Here is a 25,066-nt window from a genome sequence, read left to right on the forward strand (position 1 = left end):
CCCCACAAAAGTTGTTCGTTGAACAACGGGAAAAGAGTTTTTTTGAAATGTTGATAACTTTTTTGGGCTTGGCCCAAGAAAAAAATGCGGGAGTAGCTCAGTTGGTAGAGCGTCAGCCTTCCAAGCTGAATGTCGCCGGTTCGAACCCGGTCTCCCGCTCCAACGATAAGTTTTGAACCTTGGATAAGGGTGAGAAGTTTATCCCGAGCGAAGTCGAGGGAAACCCGGTCTCCCGCTCCAACGATAAGTTTTGAACCTTGGATAAGGGTGAGAAGTTTATCCCGAGCGGAAAAGCCTGTGCCGAGCGCAGTCGAGGTAAGGGAAACCCGGTCTCCCGCTCTAAGACAAGATTGTCATTCCTGCGAAGGCAGGAATCTCTTCCTTATAATGAGGAAATTTTAAAGATAGTTGATCAACACTTTACGCCGGTGTAGCTCAGGGGTAGAGCGTTTCCTTGGTAAGGAAGAGGTCAGGGGTTCAAATCCCCTCATTGGCTCAAAAACGATTTGTACACTAATATAAACTAAGAATTAAATTATTTTAAAATGGCAAAGGAAACTTTTGATCGTTCCAAACCCCACTTAAATATTGGTACCATTGGACACGTGGATCACGGTAAAACAACATTGACTGCTGCTATTACCACTGTATTGGCAAACGCTGGTTTGTCAGAGCTTAGAAGCTTTGATTCCATCGATAATGCCCCTGAGGAGAAGGAAAGAGGTATTACCATCAACACTTCACACGTTGAGTACCAAACTGAAAACCGTCACTACGCCCACGTTGACTGTCCTGGTCACGCGGATTACGTAAAGAACATGGTTACCGGTGCTGCTCAAATGGACGGTGCCATCTTGGTTGTTGCTGCAACTGATGGGCCTATGCCACAAACGCGTGAGCACATCCTTTTGGGGCGTCAGGTAGGTATTCCACGTATCGTTGTTTTCTTGAACAAAGTGGACATGGTGGATGATGAAGAGCTTTTGGAGCTTGTTGAGATGGAAGTAAGGGAATTACTTTCTTTCTACGAGTACGATGGTGACAACGGACCTGTTATTGCCGGTTCTGCCTTGGGTGCATTGAATGGTGAGCAAAAATGGGTTGATACAGTAATGGAGTTGATGAAAGCTGTTGATGAATGGATCGAGGAGCCTACACGTGAAGTTGATAAAGATTTCTTGATGCCTATCGAAGATGTATTCACCATTACAGGTCGTGGTACTGTTGCAACAGGACGTATCGAAACTGGAATCGCCAATACGGGTGATGCTGTTGATATCATTGGTATGGGTGCCGAGAAACTTTCTTCCACTATCACAGGGGTAGAGATGTTCCGTAAGATTTTGGATAGAGGTGAAGCTGGAGATAACGTAGGTATCCTTTTGAGAGGTATTGAAAAATCCGATATCAAAAGAGGTATGGTAATCTGTAAGCCAGGTTCTGTTAAGCCACACGCTAAATTCAAAGCTGAGGTCTATATCCTTAAAAAAGAAGAAGGTGGACGTCACACTCCATTCCATAATAATTACCGTCCTCAGTTCTACGTTCGTACAACTGACGTGACAGGAAATATCAACCTTCCTGATGGAGTAGAAATGGTTATGCCTGGTGACAACTTGACAATCACTGTAGATTTGATTCAACCTATTGCGTTGAGCGTGGGTCTTCGTTTTGCTATCCGTGAAGGTGGTAGAACAGTAGGTGCAGGTCAGGTTACTGAGATTCTAGATTAATCATTTACAATAAATAGTACACTAAAGGGTGTCCCGATTTTCTCGGGATACCTTTCGGTGTAATTATAAACGGGTGTAGCTCAGTTGGTAGAGCACTGGTCTCCAAAACCAGGTGTCGGGAGTTCGAGTCTCTCCTCCCGTGCAACAGAAAAGATAAAAGCACTGTGAGACGAGAAGTTTATCCCGAGCGTAGTCGAGGGAAGTCTCTCCTCCCGTGCAACAGAAAAGATAAAAGCACTGTGAGACGAGAAGTTTATCCCGAGCGTAGTCGAGGGAAGTCTCTCCTCCCGTGCAACAGAAAAGACAAAAGGCATGTTGTGAGATAGAAAAGTCTCTCTGAAGCTTGTGCCGAGCACAGCCGAAGCATGCAAGAAAATACAAATACTATGCTCACTTACGTAAAGGAATCATTTGAGGAATTAAAGAACAATGTTACCTGGTTGGACAGGGAAAAGGCCTCTAACCTAATGGTCATTGTGGCTGTTTTCTCCATTCTGTTTGCTTTGGCAACATGGGGTGTCGATTCTCTTTTCAGTAAATTGATCGCTTTGTATTTTGATAAATTAATAGGGTAGATAGGTATGTCTGAGGTTCTGGAGAAAAAATGGTATGTGGTAAGGGCTGTAAGTGGCCAAGAGAACAAAATCAAAGGCTACATTGAGAGTGAAGTGGAGCGTGCAGGTTTTGGCGACTACCTTGAAGAAGTTCTTGTGCCTACCGAAAAAGTTGTACAAATCAGGAATGGAAAGAAAATCAACAAAGAAAGGGTTTACTTTCCGGGATATATCATGATAAAAGCCAATTTGGGAGGGGAAATGGTACACATTATCCGTTCCATTACCAATGTCATTGGCTTTTTGGGTGAAGTTAAAGGAGGTGACCCCGTGCCTTTGCGAAAATCGGAGGTGAACCGTATGCTGGGGAAAGTGGACGAGTTGGCTGTAAATACAGACAACGTGGCCATTCCATTTGTGCTGGGTGAGACGGTAAAGGTTATTGATGGTCCTTTCAACGGATTCAATGGAACTGTTGAGAAAATCAATGAAGAAAAGCGTAAGCTGGAGGTAATGGTGAAAATTTTCGGAAGAAAAACACCGTTGGAGCTCAGCTATATGCAGGTAGAAAAAGTATAGACTCAAGATGAGAAAACAAAGAAACAAGACCGTGAGCAGTCTTGAATCTTTTCTCTAAAAGTCTTGATTCTCGAAGAAAAATAGAGCTGTTACATATATAAAGCTGTGTTGCTTCCAATTGACACACTTTAAATTTAATTAGAAACAATGGCAAAAGAAGTAGATAAGGTAGTTAAATTACAAGTTAGGGGAGGTGCTGCGAATCCATCGCCACCGGTTGGACCCGCCTTAGGTGCTGCTGGCGTTAACATCATGGAGTTCTGTAAGCAGTTCAATGCGCGTACACAGGACAAACCAGGCAAGGTATTGCCCGTTGTTATCACCGTTTACAAGGATAAGTCTTTCGACTTTGTTGTAAAAACACCACCTGCGGCAGTTCAATTGATGGAAGCAGCTAAGATTAAAAAAGGATCTGGCGAACCTAACAGGGTTAAAAACGGTTCAGTAACCTGGGATCAAGTAAAAGCAATCGCCGAAGACAAAATGGCGGACCTTAATGCCTTTACTGTAGAATCTGCAATGAGTATGGTTGCGGGTACTGCAAGATCAATGGGTTTGAAAATAGCCGGACAGAGACCTTTTTAAAATCTTAAAGCAATTTATAAATGGCAAGATTGACAAAAAAGCAAAAGGAGGCCCAGGCCAAAATAGAGAAGAACAAACTCTATTCCTTGGATGAGGCTTCGGCTTTAGTAAAAGAAATTACCAATGTAAAATTTGACGCTTCCATTGATATTGCGGTTCGTTTGGGTGTAGACCCAAGAAAAGCAAACCAAATGGTGCGTGGCGTGGTTACCCTTCCTCACGGAACAGGTAAGGACGTAAAGGTTTTGGCATTGGTGACCCCAGATAAAGAAGCGGAGGCCAAAGAAGCCGGTGCTGATTATGTTGGGTTGGATGAATATTTGGATAAAATCAAAGGCGGTTGGACCGATGTTGATGTGATTATCACCATGCCAAGCGTTATGGGTAAATTGGGTCCGCTGGGTCGCGTTTTGGGACCTCGGGGATTAATGCCCAATCCAAAGACCGGAACCGTAACCATGGATGTGGCCAAAGCTGTATCCGATGTTAAGGCCGGTAAGATCGACTTTAAAGTGGACAAGACGGGAATTGTACATGCCGCTATCGGTAAAGCTTCATTTTCTGCAGATAAGATTGCAGGAAATGCCAAGGAATTGATTGATACCTTGAACAAGCTCAAGCCAGCTGCAGCAAAAGGTGTGTACATGAAGAGTATTTACATGTCCAGCACTATGAGTCCCAGTGTTCAATTAGATCCAAAAGCAGTTTAAGTAACTGGTAGTTCAATATTTTAACTATGACAAGAGAAGAAAAAGCAACAGTAATAGAAGATTTGACTGCACAGTTAGCTGAAAACGCCAATATTTACTTGGCTGATATTTCAGGATTGGATGCCGTTGCCACTTCTAACTTAAGAAGGGCATGTTTTAAGGCCAATATTAAACTTGCGGTTGTTAAGAACACCTTGCTTGCAAAAGCAATGGAAGCTTCTGATAAGGAATTTGGTGAACTTCCTGACGTATTGAAAGGAAATACATCCATGATGTTTTCCGAAACAGGAAATGCACCTGCGAAACTTATCAAAGACTTTAGAAGGAAATCAGATAGACCTTTGTTGAAAGGGGCCTTTATTGCAGAGGCCATCTATATCGGTGACGAAAACTTGGAGACACTTGTAAATATCAAGTCCAAAGAAGAAGTCATCGGTGATATCATCGGATTGTTGCAATCACCAGCCAAGAATGTTATTTCTGGACTTAAATCTGGTGGTGGTAAATTGGCCGGTATCCTGAAAACATTATCTGAGAAAGAATAATTCGCGCACAATAAACTAAGTATATTTTTAAAATTTTTATTAAACGATAGAAAAATGGCAGATTTAAAAGATTTTGCAGAACAGTTGGTTAACCTTACCGTAAAAGAGGTAAATGAATTGGCTGACATCCTAAAAGAAGAATACGGTATTGAGCCTGCAGCTGCTGCTGTAGCTGTTGCTGGCGGTGCTGCCGCTGGTGGTGGTGAAGGTGAAGCTGCTGAGGAGAAATCAGAATTTGATGTAATCCTTACAGCTGCTGGAGGTTCTAAATTGGCAGTCGTAAAATTGGTTAAGGAATTGACCGGTCTTGGACTGAAAGACGCTAAAGATATCGTTGATAGTGCACCTAAAGCTGTTAAAGAAGGTGTTTCTAAAGACGAAGCAGAAGGCATCAAAAAATCATTGGAAGAAGCAGGAGCAGAAGTTGAGCTTAAATAATCGCTTTTACCATAGAAGTTTGGTTAAGGTCTTTCCATTTTTTGGTTAGACCTTAGCCTATTTTAATAGGAGTGTATAAAGTCGTACACAACCCACATAATATTCACGATCAAAATTTGTCCATTGATGTTCACAAACACTACTGAAAGAGTAAATTTCGCATCTGCTAAGAACATACCGGATTATCCGGATTTCTTGGACATTCAGATAAAATCCTTTCAAGACTTTTTTCAGCTTGAAACAAAATCTGATGAAAGAGGAAACGAAGGTCTCTACAACACCTTCATGGAGAATTTTCCAATCACCGATACCAGAAACCAGTTTGTACTTGAGTTTTTGGATTACTTTATAGATCCACCCAGATATTCCATCCAGGAATGTATAGAGCGTGGACTTACCTATAGCGTTCCCTTAAAGGCACGTTTAAAATTGTATTGTACCGATCCAGAGCACGAAGATTTTGAAACCATCGTGCAGGATGTGTACTTGGGTACCATTCCGTATATGACTCCCAGTGGAACCTTTGTGATCAACGGCGCCGAAAGAGTAGTGGTTTCCCAGTTGCACAGATCTCCAGGGGTTTTCTTTGGACAGTCGTTCCACGCGAACGGTACAAAATTGTATTCAGCCCGGGTAATTCCTTTCAAAGGATCTTGGATTGAATTTGCTACAGACATCAATGGCGTGATGTACGCTTACATTGATCGAAAGAAAAAGTTGCCGGTAACCACCCTTTTCCGTGCCATTGGCTTTGAGAGGGATAAGGACATTTTGGAAATCTTCGACCTTTCGGAAGAAGTAAAGGTTTCCAAAGCCGGACTTAAAAAAGTATTGGGCCGTAAATTGGCCGCCAGGGTGTTGAACACATGGCATGAGGATTTCGTGGACGAGGATACCGGAGAAGTGGTTTCCATTGAGCGTAACGAGATCATCCTAGATCGTGATACCGTTTTGGAAAAAGAGCATATCGATGAAATCATTGACGCCGATGTGAAGACCATTTTGCTTCACAAGGAGAACAATGCACAGTCAGACTATGCCATTATCCACAATACCTTGCAAAAAGACCCTACCAACTCTGAAAAAGAAGCGGTAGAGCATATCTACAGACAATTGCGTAATGCCGAGCCACCGGATGAAGAGACCGCTCGTGGCATTATCGAGAAATTGTTCTTCTCCGATCAGCGTTACTCTTTGGGTGAGGTGGGTCGTTACAGAATGAACAAGAAATTGGGATTGGACATTGGTATGGACAAAGAAGTGCTTACCAAAGAAGATATCATCACCATCATCAAGTATTTGATCGAGTTGATCAACTCCAAAGCCGAGATCGATGATATCGACCACTTGTCCAACCGTCGTGTACGTACTGTGGGCGAGCAATTGTCCCAACAGTTCGGCGTAGGTTTGGCCCGTATGGCCCGTACCATCCGTGAGCGTATGAACGTTCGTGACAACGAGGTGTTTACCCCGATTGACTTGATCAATGCGAAGACCTTGTCTTCCGTGATCAATTCCTTCTTCGGAACCAACCAGTTGTCCCAGTTCATGGACCAGACCAACCCGTTGGCCGAGATTACGCACAAAAGAAGATTATCCGCCCTTGGACCAGGTGGTCTTTCCCGTGAAAGAGCTGGTTTTGAGGTGCGTGACGTTCACTATACCCACTACGGAAGATTGTGTCCCATTGAGACCCCTGAAGGACCAAACATTGGTTTGATTTCTTCACTTTCCGTTTTTGCGAAGGTGAACAATATGGGCTTCTTGGAAACCCCTTACCGTAAGGTTGCCGATGGAAAAGTGGATACGAAAAACCATATCTACTTGAGTGCAGAGGAAGAAGAGGGAATGAAGATTGCCCAAGCCAACATTCCATTGGCCAAAGATGGAACCATTGAGAGGGAAAAAGTAATTGCCCGTGAAGAAGGTGATTTCCCTGTAGTGGATCCTGCTGAAATCCAGTATACCGATGTGGCACCCAACCAGATTGCATCCATCTCAGCTTCCTTGATTCCCTTCTTGGAGCACGATGATGCGAACCGTGCGTTGATGGGCTCCAACATGATGCGCCAGGCCGTACCATTGTTGCGTCCAGATTCGCCAATCGTGGGTACTGGTTTGGAAAGACAAGTGGCTACAGATTCCCGAGTATTGATCAATGCCGAAGGCGATGGTGTCGTGGAATATGTGGATGCACAAAAAATCACCATAAGGTATGACCGAAGTGAGGAAGAGCGCTTGGTAAGTTTCGAGGAAGATTCCAAGACCTATGATTTGGTGAAATTCAGAAAGACCAACCAAGGTACCAGCATCAACCTGAAGCCTATCGTCAAAAAAGGTGACAAGGTGAAAAGAGGTCAGGTGCTTTGTGAAGGATATGCTACCGAAAAAGGCGAATTGGCTTTGGGTAGAAACATGAAAGTTGCCTTTATGCCTTGGAAAGGATACAACTTTGAGGATGCAATCGTAATCTCTGAAAAAGTGGTTCGTGAGGATATCTTTACCTCCATCCACATTGATGAGTACGCCCTTGAAGTTAGGGATACCAAGTTGGGTGCTGAAGAGTTGACCAATGATATTCCAAACGTTTCCGAAGAAGCTACCAAGGATTTGGACGAGTACGGTATGATCCGTATCGGTGCCGAAGTGAAGCCCGGGGATATTTTGATCGGTAAGATCACACCTAAAGGGGAATCAGACCCAACTCCGGAAGAAAAACTATTGCGTGCTATCTTTGGTGACAAGGCCGGTGACGTAAAAGATGCTTCCTTGAAAGCTTCTCCATCATTGAGTGGGGTTGTTATTGATAAGAAATTGTTCTCACGCTCCATCAAGGACAAGCGTAAACGTTCCGAAGATAAAGAGGCCATCTCAAGATTGGAGATGGACTACGAAGTAAAGTTCCAACAACTGAAGGATGTCTTGATCGAGAAATTGTTTGGCTTGATCAATGGTAAAACATCGCAAGGCGTTATCAACGATTTGGGTGAAGAAGTACTTCCAAAAGGAAAGAAATACACCATTAAAATGTTGAACGCTGTTGATGATTTTGCCCACTTGGTCGGCGGAAGTTGGACAACGGATGATGCCACCAATGCACTGGTTGCCGACTTGTTGCACAACTATAAAATCAAGTTGAACGACATTCAGGGTAACCTAAGAAGGGACAAGTTCACTATCTCTGTTGGAGACGAACTTCCTGCTGGTATCATGAAGTTGGCCAAAGTGTACATCGCCAAAAAGCGTAAGCTTAAAGTCGGTGATAAGATGGCAGGTCGTCACGGTAACAAAGGTATCGTAGCGCGTATCGTTCGTCAAGAGGATATGCCATTCTTGGAAGATGGAACCCCTGTGGACATTGTATTGAACCCACTGGGTGTACCTTCAAGGATGAACATTGGTCAGATTTACGAAACCGTTTTGGGTTGGGCCGGACAGAAATTGGGTCAGAAATACGCTACCCCAATTTTTGATGGTGCCACTCTGGACGAGATCAACGAGCTTACCGATAAGGCAGGTGTGCCAAGATTTGGACATACCCACCTTTACGATGGTGGAACCGGTCAGCGTTTTGACCAAGCTGCTACGGTAGGTGTAATCTACATGTTGAAGTTGGGTCACATGGTGGACGACAAGATGCACGCACGTTCCATTGGACCATATTCTTTGATCACACAACAACCATTGGGTGGTAAAGCCCAGTTTGGTGGTCAGCGTTTTGGTGAGATGGAGGTTTGGGCATTGGAAGCCTACGGTGCTTCATCCACCCTACGTGAAATATTGACCGTTAAATCCGATGACGTAATCGGTAGGGCCAAGACCTATGAATCCATTGTGAAGGGCGAAACCATGCCTGAACCTGGATTACCAGAATCTTTCAACGTATTGATGCACGAACTTAAAGGTTTGGGCTTGGATATCAGATTGGAAGAATAGAACACTATATACATTAATTATATCATCACCATATTGTTATGGCTAGAATAAAAGATAATAACGCACCAAAAAGGTTCAATAAAATTTCCATAGGATTGGCCTCACCAGAGTCAATTTTGGCCGAGTCCCGTGGCGAGGTATTGAAGCCTGAAACCATTAACTATAGAACGCACAAACCAGAGCGTGATGGATTGTTCTGCGAGCGTATCTTCGGTCCTGTAAAGGATTACGAATGTGCCTGTGGAAAGTACAAGCGTATCCGTTACCGTGGAATTGTTTGTGACCGTTGTGGTGTTGAAGTAACGGAGAAAAAAGTACGTAGAGATCGTGTGGGACACATCAATTTGGTGGTTCCCGTGGCACATATCTGGTACTTCCGTTCACTGCCAAACAAAATAGGATACCTTTTGGGATTGCCTTCCAAAAAGTTGGATATGATCATTTACTACGAAAGGTATGTGGTCATTCAGCCCGGTAATGCCAAAGGTCCTGAAGGTGAGGAGATCCAAAAAATGGATTTCTTGACCGAGGAGGAATATTTGAACATTTTGGAGACCCTTCCAACAGATAACCAGTATTTGGAAGATAACGATCCCAACAAGTTCATCGCAAAAATGGGTGCCGAGTGTTTGATCGACCTATTGTCCCGTATCGATTTGGAGCAATTGTCATACGAACTTCGTCACAAAGCCAATACCGAGACGTCCAAGCAACGTAAGACCGAAGCATTGAAACGTCTTCAAGTGGTTGAGGCCTTGCGTGAATCCCAAGGAAACAGGGAGAACAATCCGGAATGGATGATCATGAAGGTGATTCCTGTGATTCCGCCTGAATTGCGTCCGTTGGTGCCTTTGGATGGTGGTCGTTTTGCGACTTCGGATTTGAACGATCTGTACCGTAGGGTCATCATCCGAAACAACCGTTTGAAGCGTTTGATGGAAATCAAGGCACCTGAGGTGATCTTGAGGAACGAAAAACGTATGCTTCAGGAAGCTGTGGATTCCCTTTTCGATAACACCAGAAAAGCATCTGCGGTAAAAACAGAATCAAACAGACCATTGAAATCCCTTTCAGATTCCTTGAAAGGTAAACAAGGTCGTTTCCGTCAGAACCTTTTGGGTAAACGTGTGGATTACTCCGCCCGTTCCGTGATTGTGGTTGGACCGGAAATGAAATTGTACGAATGTGGTCTTCCTAAAGATATGGCGGCCGAGCTTTACAAGCCTTTCATCATCCGTAAATTGATCGAGAGAGGTATTGTAAAAACCGTAAAGTCAGCCAAAAAGATTATAGACAAGAAGGAACCCGTAGTTTGGGATATCCTTGAAAACGTCCTTAAAGGACACCCTGTATTGTTGAACCGGGCCCCCACATTGCACCGATTGGGTATCCAAGCGTTCCAGCCAAAACTGATTGAAGGTAAGGCGATTCGTTTGCACCCATTGGCCTGTACCGCATTTAACGCGGATTTTGATGGGGACCAGATGGCAGTTCACTTGCCATTGGGGCCAGAGGCCATTTTGGAAGCCCAGTTATTGATGTTGGCTTCACAGAACATCCTTAACCCAGCCAACGGTTCACCGATTACCGTACCTTCCCAGGATATGGTTTTGGGATTGTACTATATGACCAAGGAGAAAAAGTCCACAAAAGAAGAGCCTGTATTGGGTGAAGGACTTACCTTCTATTCATCCGAAGAAGTGGAGATTGCCTTTAATGAGAAGAAAGTAGCATTGAACGCTGGTATTAAGGTAAGAACCAAAGACTTCAATGAAGCGGGTGAATTGGTCAACAAGATTATTGAAACCACTGTTGGTCGTGTGCTGTTCAACACCGTTGTGCCAGAACAAGCTGGATTTATCAATCAGGTATTGAACAAGAAAGCCCTAAGAAATATCATTGGTGATATTCTTGCGGTAACCGATGTTCCTACCACGGCCGAATTCTTGGATAAGATAAAATCCATGGGATATGATTTCGCTTTCAAAGGAGGCTTGTCCTTTAGTTTGGGGGATATCATCATTCCAGCGGAAAAACAAGATATGATCAACGATGCCAACGAGCAGGTTGATGGCATTATGATGAACTATAACATGGGACTTATCACCAATAATGAGCGATATAACCAGGTTATTGATGTTTGGACCTCCACCAATGCCATGCTGACCGAATTGGCCATGAAGCGAATCCGTGAGGACAAACAAGGATTCAACTCTGTGTACATGATGTTGGATTCCGGTGCGAGGGGATCAAAAGAGCAGATTCGTCAGTTGACCGGTATGCGTGGATTGATGGCCAAGCCGAAGAAATCCACTGCAGGCGGTGGAGAGATCATTGAAAACCCAATTCTTTCCAACTTTAAGGAAGGATTGTCCATTTTGGAATACTTTATCTCTACCCACGGTGCCCGTAAAGGTCTTGCCGATACCGCTTTGAAAACGGCGGATGCTGGATACTTGACCCGTCGTTTGGTGGATGTTTCCCAAGATGTGATCATCAATATTGAGGATTGTGGCACATTAAGAGGAATTGAAGTTGAGCCTTTGAAGAAAAATGAGGAAATCGTGGAATCCCTTGGAGAGCGAATCTTAGGAAGGGTTTCATTACATGATGTCTACAATCCGTTAACGGAGGAATTGGTACTTACAGCAGGCCAGGAAATCTCTGAAGCAGATGTGAGAAGAGTTGAGGCCGCTCCAATTGAAAAAGTTGAAGTAAGATCGGCCCTGACTTGTGAAGCACCTCAGGGAATTTGTGCAAAATGCTACGGTAGAAACCTTGCCACCAATAAAATGGTACAGCGAGGCGAAGCGGTCGGTGTTGTTGCTGCACAGTCCATTGGTGAGCCTGGTACCCAGTTGACCTTGCGTACTTTCCACGTTGGTGGTATTGCCGGAAACATTTCCGAAGACAACAAATTGGAGTCCAAGTTTGATGGTATTGCCGAAATAGAGGATCTACGAGTTGTTGAAGGGGAAAACAGTGAAGGTGGAAAAACCAACATTGTGATTTCCAGAACCTCAGAAATCAAGATAGTGGATGCCAAAACAGGAATAACGTTGAGCACCAATAACATTCCTTATGGTTCCCAGTTATTCATCAAGAATGGCGCTAAGATCAGTAAAGGAACATTGATTTGTCAATGGGATCCATATAACGGTGTCATTGTTTCTGAGTTTACAGGTCAAATAGCCTATGAAAATGTGGAACAGGGCGTTACCTTCCAAGTGGAGATTGACGAACAGACCGGTTTCCAAGAAAAGGTGATTTCTGAATCAAGAAACAAAAAACTGATTCCAACCCTATTGATCAAGGATGGTAAGGGAGAAACCTTGCGTTCCTACAACTTGCCGGTTGGTTCACACTTAATGGTGGACGATGGCGAGAAGATCAAGGAAGGTAAGATTTTGGTAAAGATTCCACGTAAATCCGCTAAGGCAGGGGATATTACTGGAGGTCTTCCAAGGGTGACCGAGCTGTTTGAGGCCCGTAACCCATCCAACCCAGCGGTAGTTTCTGAAATTGACGGGGTTGTTTCCTTTGGAAAGATCAAGCGTGGTAACCGAGAAATTATCATCGAATCCAAAACCGGTGAGGTGAAGAAGTACTTGGTTAAACTTTCTAACCAGATTTTGGTTCAGGAGAACGATTATGTACGTGCTGGTATGCCATTGTCGGATGGTTCCATCACGCCAGAGGATATTTTGGCCATCAAAGGACCATCAGCAGTTCAGCAGTACTTGGTGAACGAGGTCCAAGAGGTGTACCGATTGCAAGGTGTGAAGATCAATGATAAGCACTTTGAGGTTGTGGTACGACAAATGATGCGTAAGGTTAAGATCGAGGATTCTGGTGATACCACTTTCTTGGAAAACCAACTGGTGCACAAAGACGACTTTATCAATGAGAATGATGAGATCTATGGTAAGAAAGTTGTTGAGGAAGCCGGAGATTCAGAAAGATTGAAACCTGGTCAGATTATTACTGCCCGTGAGTTAAGGGACGAGAACTCTATTCTAAGAAGAGAGGACAAGACCTTGGTAACGGCAAGAGATGCTGTTGCAGCAACCGCTACTCCAATTCTACAAGGAATTACAAGGGCGTCGTTGCAGACCAAGTCGTTTATCTCTGCTGCATCGTTCCAAGAGACCACCAAAGTATTGAACGAAGCTGCGGTGAGCGGTAAAGTGGATACCTTGGAAGGATTGAAGGAAAATGTAATTGTTGGACATAAGATTCCTGCCGGTACCGGTATGAGGGATTATGATAGTATCATTGTAGGCTCCAAAGAGGAGTACGATGAGATCATGGCCCGAAAAGAGGAGTTCAAGTTCTAATTATAAATTAAGCAAAACCCTGGCCCAACCGTCAGGGTTTTCTTTTTTCATTTTGAAATGTAAGTATAATGGCTGATAAAGAAGACCAGCAGAAACAAAAGCAAATCAATATAGAGTTGGATGAGAAGACCGCAGAGGGAATCTATTCCAATTTGGCGATTATAAATCATTCCGCATCAGAGTTTGTGGTTGATTTCATTAGTATGATGCCCGGTGCTCCCAAGGCAAAGGTGAAGAGCAGAATTGTGTTGACCCCACAGCATGCCAAAAAATTCTTGAAGGCATTGAACGATAATGTGGCCCGTTTTGAAAAGGCGCATGGCCCAATTCAAGATTACGAGCAACCTTCCATTCCATTAAATTTTGGACCTACGGGAGAAGCATAATAAATAAAAAAAGCCTTGATTTTAAATCAAGGCTTTTTTTATGGATTTTATTTCAACCACCCTTTTTGAATACCCTGTTTTGAAAAAAGAATCAGGTAAAGCCCAATAATTACCACGATAATGGGCATGGTGTAGGTAGAAGGTCCAAAAGCCTCTACAGCACCTGACATAAAAAGCCAATGGATGAACTGCGCCACTGCCGTTAGCAATGAAATGATAAATAGGGGCCTAGCCCATTTTTTACGCAGCAAAAGGCCAATTGACCCAATGGCTCCGGTAAAAACAGCAAGGGCAAAGGCAGCTGTTGCCCAAGCCGGGACACCTTCAAAGACCTCGCGTTGGGCTTGATCCAAACTTTCTAAAATGGCCACTTGGTTAAAGGCTTGGTTGAGATAGTTGCCAACCCCCATCAAATTCCATAGAAGAGCGATTACGCTCACCACCCAAAACCAAGTAGGCGGTTTTACAGTAGTTGTCATAGTAGTTTGTTTTTATTGGTTATGACCAACAAATTACAAAAAAATAACAGATGGCTTTTCCAAAGAATTCATTTTCAAATGGATAAGGGTTCTAATTGGCTTTTAAACAAAGGCCGGAACTATTATCAAAATACTTCAGAACCAACTTTTATTCAAACTCCGAAGTGTAGTGCAGTTTTACGGAGGGATACTTTTGTTGGGTCATTTGCAAGGAGAAGGGTGAGTCCGCCAAAAACACCAACTGGCCCTTTTTGTCTGTTGCCAAAAACTTTTGTTTTACCCTTTTGAACTCTTGGAACTCGTCACTTTTTTCATTTTCAGGTTCCACCCAGCAGGCTTTGTGCACGGGGAAGTTTTCATAGGTGCATTTGGCCCCGTATTCATGTTCAAGTCGATATTGAATCACTTCATATTGCAGGGCGCCTACGGTACCGATTACCTTTCTTCCGTTCATTTCCAAGGTGAACAACTGTGCCACACCTTCGTCCATGAGTTGGTCAATACCTTTGTACAATTGCTTGGCCTTCATGGGGTCTGCATTGTTGATATACCTAAAATGTTCTGGTGAAAAACTCGGAATACCTTTATAATGCAATTCTTCTCCACTGGTTAGGGTGTCCCCGATCTTAAAATTTCCAGTATCGTGAAGTCCCACAATATCGCCGGGATAGGATATATCCACAATTTCCTTTTTCTCGGCAAAAAAGGCATTGGGACTGGAGAACTTAAGCTTTTTCCCTTGTCTTACATGCAAATAAGGTGTGTTTCGTTCAAAAGTGCCCGAAACCACTTTTACAAAGGCCAACCGGTCGCGGTGTTTGGGGTCCATATTGGCATGGATTTTAAAAACAAATCCCGAAAAATCCTTTTCATTGGCTTTAACCAAGCGTTCCTCGGCCATTTTAGACCTTGGGGTCGGGGCAATCTCCACAAAGCAGTCCAATAGCTCCCGTACTCCAAAATTGTTCAGGGCAGAACCAAAGAAAACAGGTTGTAGCTCGCTTTTTAAATAGGCTTCTTTGTCAAAATCAGGATACACCCCATTGACCAATTCTAAATTGTCCCGGAGGTTTTCAGCTGCATCGGTTCCAATGATTTTTTCAAGTTCAGGGCTATCAATATCATCAAAAGCAATGGTTTCCTCTATGTTTTTTTTACTGTTGCCACTAAACAGATTGATGTTTTTCTCATAAATATTGTAGATGCCTTTAAAATCATAGCCCATGCCTATGGGGAAGCTCAAAGGGGTTACGGTCAAACCCAATTTTTGTTCCACCTCGTCCAAAAGGTCAAATGCATCCTTTCCTTCACGGTCCAATTTGTTGATAAAGACAATCATGGGGATGTTGCGCATACGGCATACCTCTACCAATTTTTCGGTCTGTTCCTCCACACCTTTCGCTACATCAATAACAACAATAACACTGTCCACGGCGGTCAATGTTCTAAAGGTGTCTTCAGCAAAATCCTTGTGGCCCGGCGTATCCAAAATGTTGATTTTCTTATCCTTATAGATAAACGCCAAAACAGAGGTGGCAACAGAAATTCCCCTTTGCCGCTCTATTTCCATGAAGTCACTGGTGGCGGACTTTTTTATTTTATTGCTTTTTACAGCTCCGGCTTCCTGTATGGCCCCTCCAAATAAAAGGAGTTTTTCGGTCAAGGTGGTTTTACCCGCATCAGGGTGTGAGATAATCCCAAAAGTCCTGCGTCTTGCTATTTCCCTTTCAAAATCCATCGACAAAAATTTCGGCAAAAATAGGGGAAATATAACTTATGGCGCTCTTTTATTAAAAGATAGATGATTGTTGATATTATTGGAAAAAAACGAGGTGGGCATGGGGTTGTAAAACAAAAAAGTAAAGTATTTTTCCCCTTTGTTGCGGTTTTTTAGGGATATCACAAAAAGTGGACTTCTTATAAAAACCCAGCACTGCAAATAATGTGGTAACTAATGATGAGGAATGCGCTTTTTGTCGATTAAAATAGGCGATTAGCCATAAAAGCAGTAATTATGTGACCATTATTATTCAAAGGTGTCATAATGCATAGTTTGACGCTATTTTAACAAGAAAATCCCCAATTTTCTTACACTTACGAGAACTACTGGCCATGGTGATTAGTTGACCAAAACTTATCATTTATGGAAAAAATTACTTTCTTAAATTTTAGAAAGAGCCTATTGGTATGGTTCCTTTCAATTTTGGGATTGCCTATATACTCTGCCTTGGCGCTACCAGTAGAAACACCTAGTAGTGCCATTACCACCGCATACACACTTTTGGATTTTACAGAGGTTGATACCGATGGTGATGGTGTGCCCGATGTCATTGATATTGATGATGACAATGACGGTATACTAGACACGGTTGAAGGGCTTGATGACGCTGATGGCGATGGTATACCAAACCACTTGGATATTGATTCGGATAACGATGGGTTGTTTGATAATTATGAGGCTCAAGGCCCATTTTCGTTCAATTTGCCATCAGGTGAAGATGTGGATGGCAATGGCCTAGATGATATTTATGAATCTTTTCCCGGGGCTGGTGAGGGCATCATCCCAATTGATACAGACAAAGATCAAGTACAGGATTATTTGGATATTGATTCAGACAATGATGGGATTCTAGACCAAAATGAGTCCAGTGTCCTAAGTACTGATTTTGACTGTAGTACTGTCCCTAATCTTAATTTTGGGACAACACCTGTTTTGGAATCAGGTGATGCACTTTCTGAAGGTGCAATGTACCGTTATCAGAATGTAACTACTGAACTGGATGCACTTGTGGTGATTGAAAAAGTGGTTAATGGGCAAATTGAGATTTTGGACCAGAATGCCACAGACCCCCAATTTTTTAAACCTGAAATAGTCTTTACTACAACATCGGAGGAAAATAGACCTTATGTGGATTTTCGAATTACATTGGTTGATTCAGGTACCGATAATCCAGTAATTCAGGAAGAATTAATAGCAAATTTCATCGATGTGGATGGAAATGATCGCTACCAAGAGTACAACCGATTCAATACACCGGCAAACTATGCCATTGATCAGAACAATGAAATAACAGTACAGAACACTTCAGGAGGGTTGTTGATTCATGGTGGAAGCCAAGAATATGACGGTATTTCCAATCAAAATCCTTCTGTAAATGTTGCCGTTGAGTTTATTAATATCGATTCTTTCGTTTTTCGCTTCGGGATTAAGGCAGATGTTGCGGACAATTTTACAACAACGGTTGCTAGACAAGCTGGTATTGAGTTTGGATGTTTGGATAACTTTATCGATCCACAGACCATTAACTTTAGTGTCGATATTGACAGCGATGATGATGGTTATCCCGATAGATTGGATATTGACAGTGACAATGACGGTATTCCGGACAACGTAGAGGCGCAACCAACTTTTGATTATGTTCCGCCTACCGGAAATGATACAGACAATGATGGTTTGGATGACGCCTACGAAGGAGATGGAGATGCAGGCCTTAGTCTTGAAGATACCGATGATGATGGTACACCGGATTACCTTGATGATGATACCGATAATGATTGGGTGCCTGATAACAATGAGGGCAACGACTTTAATTTTGACGGAATTCCAGATCAGCAATTTACCGGAACGGATACAGATGGTGACGGTCTTGATGATGGCTATGAGGGAAGTGATGTAAACGATGGTTTTGATGTGAATGATGAAATCGATAATCCCGCCACAGACCTCCCAGACAGGGATGGAACCGAAGATGTCAACTACCGTGACATTGATGATGACGGTGATGGAATTGATACCCCAGATGAGGATGCTGATGACAACGGAGATCCCACCAACGATGATACCGATGAAGATGGCACGCCGGATTATTTAGACCCAAAGGATAAAGACACTGATGGTGATGGTGTTACCGATGAGGATGAAGAAGAAGATGGTACCGATCCACAAGATCCATGCGATTTTATATTGAGTAGCCAAACTGTGGAACCTTCCGAAGAATGGAACAATACCGACTGTGATGGTGACGGTGTCACCAACGAGGACGAAGTTGATGATGGAACAGACCCATTGGATCCCTGTGACTATAATCCGGACAGCGTTACATTGACACCTTCTGCAGATTGGGACGCTTTGGACTGTGATGGTGATGGAAACCCAAATGGCACTGACCCCAACCCATTGGTGGCGACAGCAATCGATGATTCAGGATCAACCCCCGCACTTACAGAAGTAGCCATAAATATTCTTGAAAATGACGACTATTTATCAAACAATGATGAGAACAACATCGGTATTACAAGTTTATCAAGAATAGGTGGGGACGCAGTAGGAAATGTTGCTTTTGATGCTGAAACGGGTGTAATGACCTATACGCCAACTGAATCAGAATCCAATTCTACGGTTACTGTGGTTTATCAAGTGTGCAATGTCTTGCCAGACCCTGCTGTTTGTGCTTCGGCAACGGTGACCATACAGGTTGGACCCAATGCAATTGATGCAATTGACGATTCATATTTGGTCGAAGGTTCAGAAGGAGGGGTGATTGCGGACAGCAATGTACTGTCCAACGATACCCTGAACGGAGAATCGGTTACCTTGGAAGATATACTTCTTACCTCCACAGCTACGGAGGAACTAACGGTGAACGAAGATGGAAGTGTGAGCGTGGCCCCCGGAACATCGGAGGGCACCTACACTATCGACTATACCATTTGCGATATTACGGATGTGGACAACTGCGATACCGCCACGGTCACCGTTGAAGTGGGGCCCGGCATGGGGAATGTCATCGATGCTGTGGACGATTCGTACAGCGTGGAAGGCAGTGATGGTGGAACAATTGCGGAGAGCAACGTACTGTCCAACGACACCCTGAACGGCGAGTCCATTACTTTGGAGGATGTGCTTCTTACCTCCACAGCCACGGAGGAACTGACGGTGAACGAGGATGGTAGTGTGAGCGTGGCCCCCGGAACACCGGAGGGCACCTACACGATTGACTATACCATTTGCGATATTACGGATGTGGACAACTGTGATACCGCCACGGTCACCGTTGAAGTGGGGCCTGGCATGGTCAATGTAATTGATGCCGTGGATGATGGATATACTTCGGACAGTTCAGGTGGGGTGATTGCGGGCAGTGATATTTTGGGGAACGATACCCTTAATGGGGAACCGATATCCCTTATAGATGTAATATTAACCTCGACCCCTACCGGTGAGTTGACCGTAAATGAGGACGGAAGCGTTAGCGTGGCACCAGGGTTGCAAGAAGGGGATTATACCATTGAATATACCATTTGCGAAGCAGCCAATCCAGACAATTGCGATACGGCTATTGTGACCGTTTCCATAGAAGATATTGCAGTGAACCAATTGGTAACGCCAAATGGAGATTTAAAGAACGACTTCCTGTTCATTAGGGGGATTGAGAAAATAAAATCCAGTACCCTCAAGATTTTTAACCGATGGGGTACAGCGGTGTATGAAGGCAAGGACTATAACAATATCAACAATGTATTTGATGGCCGTTCAAGGGCTAAATCAGCGGTGGGAAATGACAATTACCTTCCGGCAGGAGTATATTTTTATATTTTTGAATACGTTACGGATAAAGGCAGGTTCACAGATTCCGAATACATATATATAAGCAGGTAACACATTGATTTAAGATGATCAAAAAGCACATTTTAATTCCAATTTTATTCATAGGATTTGTATTTCAGGGGCTTGTGGCCCAACAAGATGCACAGTACACCCAATATATGTTCAATACATTGACCGTTAATCCTGCCTATGCAGGGTCCAGGGGACAATTAAGCTTTGCGGGGCTGTATCGATCACAATGGGTAGGCCTTGATGGAGCTCCGGAAACCTTCACCCTTAACCTTCACTCCCCCATACGAAACAGCAGATTGGGCTATGGGGTTTCCATTGTCAATGACAACATTGGTGACGGAGTGGTACAACAGACCTATTTGGATGCCGTGGTCTCGTACACCTTGGAATTTGCTAGGGAGGCTAAACTTTCTTTCGGATTGAAAATGGGAGGTAACATGATAAGTTTGGATTTTAACAAGCTTCGAAACTTTGACCAAGAAGTGGTGCAACAAGACAACATCGATAACCGGTTTACTCCAAATTTCGGGTTGGGCCTATATTATCACACCGATAAGTTTTATGTAGGAGTCTCGGCACCGAACATTTTGGAAACGGAATATTTTGACAATAGTGGAGGCGATGCCAATTCAGTGAATTTTTTGTCCGCACAGCAAATCAATCTGTATTTAATAACGGGATATGTCTTTGATATAGGAGCAGATTTGAAATTTAAGCCTGCATTGCTTACCAAAGCAGTGGGGGGGGCACCTTTGCAAGTGGATCTTTCTGCCAATTTTCTGTTTGCGGACAAGTTCAGTTTTGGCGCAGCGTACAGATGGGATGCGGCTGTAAGTGCCTTGGCAGGCTTTCAGATAACGGATCAGCTGATGATAGGTTTGGCGTATGACAGGGAGACCACCGAACTGGGCGGGACCCAATTCAATGATGGTTCCTTTGAGATATTTCTGAGGTTGGAGTTGTTAAAATCATTTCAAAGAACGGTATCACCCAGATTCTTTTAATATAGTTTAGGATGTTAAGAAGAATACTCATATTTCTTATTGTGTTTTCAGGTTGTGCAGCAAACATGCTTGCACAGGATAGTATTCCAGATCGTCAACAGGCCAAGGTAAAAGCAAAGGCGGATGAGCGATATGACCAGTATTCTTTTAGACCGGCCATCGATATCTATAAAAAGGTTTTGGATAAGGGGTATGTGTCTTCCGATTTGTTGAAACGCCTTGGAAATTCCTATTATTTCAATGCCCAATATGAAGAAGCCGCCAATATCTACAAAAGGTTGGAAGAAAACTATCCAGATAAAATAAGTCCCGACTATATTTTCCGATATGCGCAAAGCTTAAAATCACTGGGAAATTATGATGAGGCAACCCGGATGATGGAAAAATTCAGGGAAGTAACCTCTACTGAAGGTGAATTTGATGAGGACTATTTGGCCAAGATTGAGGCCAACTCAGGTCGATATACAGTAAAGCCTTTTGCATACAACAGCAAATACTCAGATTTTGCTGCTTCATTTTATGAAAAGGGGCTCATTTTTGCCTCTGATCGAGATACGGGAAATTTGGCCCGCTATCGACACACCTGGAACTCAAAGGATTTTTTGGACCTGTATAAAGTCAATGCGGATAGCAGCTCCAATGATCGTGTGGTAAAATTGGAAGGTGATGTAAATACCAGGCTCCATGAGTCCACAACTGCCGTGAACAAGGATGGTACGACCCTATATTTTACCCGAAACAATTTTTTGGATGGGAAAAAATATAAAGATGAAAGTGGAATTATCCGCCTGAAAATTTATAGCGCAGAATACATTGATGGGGAATGGACCAATGTAACTGAGCTCCCATTCAACAATGATTCATATTCAGTGGCCCACCCTGTGCTGAGTCCAGATGGAAAACGACTGTATTTTGTTTCGGATATGCCGGGAAGTTATGGGGAGTCCGATATTTTTATGACCGAAATTATTGGGGATGGCACCTATGGACCCATCGTCAATTTGGGTGGGAATATCAATACCATGGCTAGGGAGACCTTCCCGTCCATTACAAAAGATGGGGTACTGTATTTTTCTTCCGATGGGCATCAAGGTTTGGGAGGATTGGATGTCTTTGCCACCAAAATAGCATTTGACGACTATGATCAACCCATAGTAAATGTGGGAAGGCCGGTAAATGGCCCTCTGGATGACTTCGCCTATATTTTTGATCCTGAAACCAAGAAGGGCTATTTTTCATCCAACAGGGAAGGAGGCATGGGCGAAGACGATATTTATGAATTTGTGGAGAATGAACCTTTGGTCCTGGATTGTATTCAAGATGTAACCGGTACGGTGAGAGATCGTATATCCAATGAGGTTTTGCCAGGAGCAACCGTTATGGTCATTGATGAAGAAAATAAGGAGGTTTCTTCCACTATTACAGATTCCAAAGGGAATTACACCCTACAGTTGGATTGTTCCAAGGGCAATTTCGTTAGGGCATCCAGGGATGGCTATGTCCCGGCAGAGGAGTATTTGAACAAATCCTATGGGAAGCCAAGAATCATTGATTTTTATCTGGAAAGGGATGTGGTTACCGGCGGATTTGGGGACGATTTGGCCAAATTGCTCCAGCTTAGTACCATCTACTTCGATTTAAACAAGTACAACATACGCCCAGATGCCGAAATAGAGATTCAAAAGGTTATTGTGGCTATGGAAAAATACCCTAGCCTAAAAATTAAGGTAAATTCCCATACGGATAGCCGTGGTATTGATGCCTACAACCTTTGGTTGTCCCAAATGCGGGCAGAATCCACGGTCAATTATATGATTTCCAAAGGGATTTCTCCGGATAGGCTCCAAGGTGAAGGTTTTGGGGAGACCAGATTGGTCAACGAGTGTTTCAATGGAGTACGCTGCTCAGAAGAAGAACACCAATTAAACCGAAGATCGGAGTTTATCATATTTGAATAGAATACTTTTCTGCTTGGCACATAAATCTAAAAATGAGGCTTTTAGGGTCAAGTAACTTTTGGCCTTAATGGGTCTTGTCCTATTTATTTCCGCATTTTATATATTTTCTATACAAGAGGTAAGATGGCACAAAAAAGCTTCTGTCTACCAATTGGTTATATCCATTTACAATTTTTTGGTTAAAATTTTGCATCAAAAAACCCTTAGTTTTTGATTGGGCAAAAGCTCCATTTTTTTCAGAGGATATTGTAGTCTTTTTCGCATAAAATAAACTTCTTACAACTATTGTTATTACTGGCCTTATCGACCAATGGTCTTAAGAAAATGATAAAAATTCAAGGGCAACACCTCATAATATGGAAGATATACAGTAGGATTTGGGGCATACACAACAAATATTTCTTACCCCTATAAGTAAAGGTAATTTTGTATGGTGTTATAGAATTCGAAGTGTGCAATAAAAGAAGATCGCACAGAAAAACTAAACTATAAAGACTACAAAAAACACATCAAAATACGATCCTCAACAAATATTAACCCCATGAAAAAGAGCATAATAGCCCTAATCCTATTTTTCTCAACAGGAATTGCCTTTTCTCAAACCACAGTTACTTTACAAGACCAATGCAATTGTGAGGTATTAAAAGGAACTGCTGTTTCCAGTCCCGGAGCCATAACCCCAAATGGTGTAGATATGGGAGATATCTATGTCAACACCAATACTGGGACCATCTACTTTTGGGATGGGGATTCTTGGGAACTGACTTCTGCAGATGATCAACAATTGACGGGGTTTAATTTTGACGGAGCTACAAATACTTTGACATTGACATTGGAAAATGGGGGTAGTGTAAATGTTGATTTAAGTAGTTTAAGCGATAGCCTTACAGACACCAATACTATAATTACATCTTTTGGAATTGATGCAACAAATACCAATCTTGTAATAACAGATTCGGATACCAATACCTATGCAGTGGCTTTAGCTGATATTGCTGCATTGATTGACACTAACATCACGGGCGCTTCGCTGGATGCACCGAGCAATGTACTGACGATCAGCGAGGGCACCACGGACGTTACCGTTGACCTGAGCGACCTTGATGACAGTGCCGGGGTTGCGGCCAATGCAAGCGACATCGCTACGAACACGGCTGATATAGCCACTAACACAAGCGACATCGCAACGAACACATCCAATATCGCCACCAACACTTCGGATATTGCAACCAATACAACTGACATTGCTACGAACACAGCAGACATAGCAACAAATACTGCTGATATTGCGACCAATACAAGTGACATTGCCACAAACACTGCTGATATTGCCACCAACACAACTGACATCGCGGCAAACACTTCGGACATTGCCACGAACACATCTGACATCGCAACAAACACATCAGATATTGCTACGAACACATCCGACATCGCTACTAACACGACCAATATTGCCACGAACACGGCCGGCATCGCTACTAACACGACCAATATTGCGACGAATACAGCCGATATAGCCACTAACACAAGCGACATCGCAACGAACACATCCGATATTGCGACCAACACAACGGACATCGCGGCAAACACTTCGGACATTGCCACGAACACCAGTGACATTGCGACCAATACATCTGATATAGCTACGAACGCAAGTGACATTGCAACGAACGCATCAGATATTGCTACGAACACAGCAGACATAGCAACAAATACTGCTGATATTGCGACCAACACAAGTGACATTGCTACCAACACGACCAATATCGCAACCAATACAACTGACATTGCTGCGAACACGACTGATATAGCGACAAACACAAGTGGCATCGCCACCAACGCAAGCGACATCGCAACGAACACATCCGACATTGCCACGAACACATCTGACATTGCGACAAATGCCACGGACATTGCGAACCATATCGCCGCCGATGGGGACACGGACGCCGGGAACGAGTACAACACCTCTTTGGGCCTCAATGGCACTGTACTGGAGCTTGTTGACGGGGGTGGAACGTTGAGCGACGACCTAGATGCTGTCTTTGCCACCGACGCGGAACTTTTGGCGGCCACTGACGACGACATCACGGGCGCTTCACTGGATGCGCCGAGCAACGTACTGACCATAAGCGAGGGCACCACGGACGTTACCGTTGACCTGAGCGACCTTGACGACAGTGCCGGGGTTGCGGCCAA

General features: G+C 43.4%; 16 protein-coding genes and 3 tRNA genes. 17 read left to right on the forward strand and 2 right to left on the reverse strand.

The window, feature by feature from the left end; all coding sequences use genetic code 11:
* Positions 1 to 86: 86 nt before the first annotated feature.
* The 13 genes from A7D14_RS12385 to A7D14_RS12445 all read left to right on the forward strand — a co-directional run bounded on the left by A7D14_RS12385 (position 87) and on the right by A7D14_RS12445 (position 13,803).
* Positions 87 to 162 (forward strand) — tRNA-Gly (locus A7D14_RS12385).
* Between the two features lie 262 nt (positions 163 to 424).
* Positions 425 to 496: transfer RNA gene (locus A7D14_RS12390), tRNA-Thr, on the forward strand.
* Positions 497 to 545: 49 nt separating this feature from the next.
* Positions 546 to 1,733, forward strand: coding sequence for an elongation factor Tu (gene tuf, locus A7D14_RS12395; protein WP_067034986.1), 1,188 nt, complete (start codon positions 546 to 548; stop codon positions 1,731 to 1,733).
* Between the two features lie 69 nt (positions 1,734 to 1,802).
* Positions 1,803 to 1,875 (forward strand) — tRNA-Trp (locus tag A7D14_RS12400).
* A 244-nt stretch (positions 1,876 to 2,119) separates the two neighbouring features.
* The gene (secE, locus tag A7D14_RS12405) at positions 2,120 to 2,308 is read left to right on the forward strand and encodes a preprotein translocase subunit SecE (protein WP_067035026.1); all 189 of its coding nucleotides are present in this window, start codon (positions 2,120 to 2,122) and stop codon (positions 2,306 to 2,308) included.
* 6 nt (positions 2,309 to 2,314) lie between these two features.
* Positions 2,315 to 2,866 (forward strand): transcription termination/antitermination protein NusG, encoded by a 552-nt coding sequence (nusG, locus tag A7D14_RS12410; protein ID WP_036383134.1) that lies wholly within the window; start codon positions 2,315 to 2,317, stop codon positions 2,864 to 2,866.
* Positions 2,867 to 3,013: 147 nt separating this feature from the next.
* A complete protein-coding gene (gene rplK / locus A7D14_RS12415) occupies positions 3,014 to 3,451 on the forward strand; it encodes a 50S ribosomal protein L11 (protein WP_067034989.1) in 438 nt (145 codons plus the stop codon).
* Between the two features lie 20 nt (positions 3,452 to 3,471).
* A complete protein-coding gene (gene rplA / locus A7D14_RS12420) occupies positions 3,472 to 4,161 on the forward strand; it encodes a 50S ribosomal protein L1 (RefSeq protein WP_067034992.1) in 690 nt (229 codons plus the stop codon).
* Positions 4,162 to 4,187: 26 nt separating this feature from the next.
* Positions 4,188 to 4,706 (forward strand): 50S ribosomal protein L10, encoded by a 519-nt coding sequence (rplJ, locus tag A7D14_RS12425; protein WP_067034995.1) that lies wholly within the window; start codon positions 4,188 to 4,190, stop codon positions 4,704 to 4,706.
* A 54-nt stretch (positions 4,707 to 4,760) separates the two neighbouring features.
* On the forward strand, positions 4,761 to 5,144 hold the full coding sequence (gene rplL / locus A7D14_RS12430; RefSeq protein ID WP_067034998.1) for a 50S ribosomal protein L7/L12: 384 nt from the start codon (positions 4,761 to 4,763) through the stop codon (positions 5,142 to 5,144).
* Positions 5,145 to 5,270: 126 nt separating this feature from the next.
* The gene (rpoB, locus tag A7D14_RS12435; protein WP_067035001.1) at positions 5,271 to 9,080 is read left to right on the forward strand and encodes a DNA-directed RNA polymerase subunit beta; all 3,810 of its coding nucleotides are present in this window, start codon (positions 5,271 to 5,273) and stop codon (positions 9,078 to 9,080) included.
* A gap of 38 nt (positions 9,081 to 9,118) precedes the next feature.
* Complete coding sequence (gene rpoC / locus A7D14_RS12440; protein ID WP_067035005.1) at positions 9,119 to 13,417, forward strand: DNA-directed RNA polymerase subunit beta'; 4,299 nt, start codon at positions 9,119 to 9,121, stop codon at positions 13,415 to 13,417.
* A 68-nt stretch (positions 13,418 to 13,485) separates the two neighbouring features.
* Entirely contained in the window at positions 13,486 to 13,803 is a 318-nt protein-coding gene (locus A7D14_RS12445; protein ID WP_067035008.1) for a DUF3467 domain-containing protein, read from the forward strand.
* 47 nt (positions 13,804 to 13,850) lie between these two features.
* Here the strand turns inward: A7D14_RS12445 and A7D14_RS12450 are convergent, their stop codons facing one another.
* Both A7D14_RS12450 and A7D14_RS12455 read right to left on the reverse strand, forming a co-directional pair.
* A complete protein-coding gene (locus A7D14_RS12450; protein WP_067035012.1) occupies positions 13,851 to 14,282 on the reverse strand; it encodes a hypothetical protein in 432 nt (143 codons plus the stop codon).
* 148 nt (positions 14,283 to 14,430) lie between these two features.
* Positions 14,431 to 16,020 carry a peptide chain release factor 3 gene (locus A7D14_RS12455; protein WP_067035015.1) on the reverse strand — a complete coding sequence of 530 codons (1,590 nt, stop codon included), beginning with the start codon at positions 16,018 to 16,020 and terminating at the stop codon, positions 14,431 to 14,433.
* 405 nt (positions 16,021 to 16,425) lie between these two features.
* Here A7D14_RS12455 and A7D14_RS12460 point away from each other — a divergent pair, with 405 nt between their 5' ends.
* From A7D14_RS12460 to A7D14_RS12475, 4 genes are all read left to right on the forward strand, one after another.
* Positions 16,426 to 19,941: a gliding motility-associated C-terminal domain-containing protein gene (locus A7D14_RS12460; protein ID WP_067035017.1), complete on the forward strand. Its 3,516-nt coding sequence runs from the start codon at positions 16,426 to 16,428 to the stop codon at positions 19,939 to 19,941.
* A 14-nt stretch (positions 19,942 to 19,955) separates the two neighbouring features.
* Positions 19,956 to 20,906 (forward strand): type IX secretion system membrane protein PorP/SprF, encoded by a 951-nt coding sequence (locus A7D14_RS12465; protein WP_067035020.1) that lies wholly within the window; start codon positions 19,956 to 19,958, stop codon positions 20,904 to 20,906.
* A 65-nt stretch (positions 20,907 to 20,971) separates the two neighbouring features.
* The gene (locus A7D14_RS12470; RefSeq protein WP_255307452.1) at positions 20,972 to 22,864 is read left to right on the forward strand and encodes an OmpA family protein; all 1,893 of its coding nucleotides are present in this window, start codon (positions 20,972 to 20,974) and stop codon (positions 22,862 to 22,864) included.
* Positions 22,865 to 23,405: 541 nt separating this feature from the next.
* Positions 23,406 to 25,066 (forward strand): beta strand repeat-containing protein (locus A7D14_RS12475; RefSeq protein ID WP_141673381.1); only part of this gene is annotated, 1,661 nt, incomplete at its 3' end.

This window comes from Allomuricauda sp. CP2A, assembly GCF_001683915.1.
Classification (GTDB): Bacteria; Bacteroidota; Bacteroidia; order Flavobacteriales; family Flavobacteriaceae; genus Flagellimonas.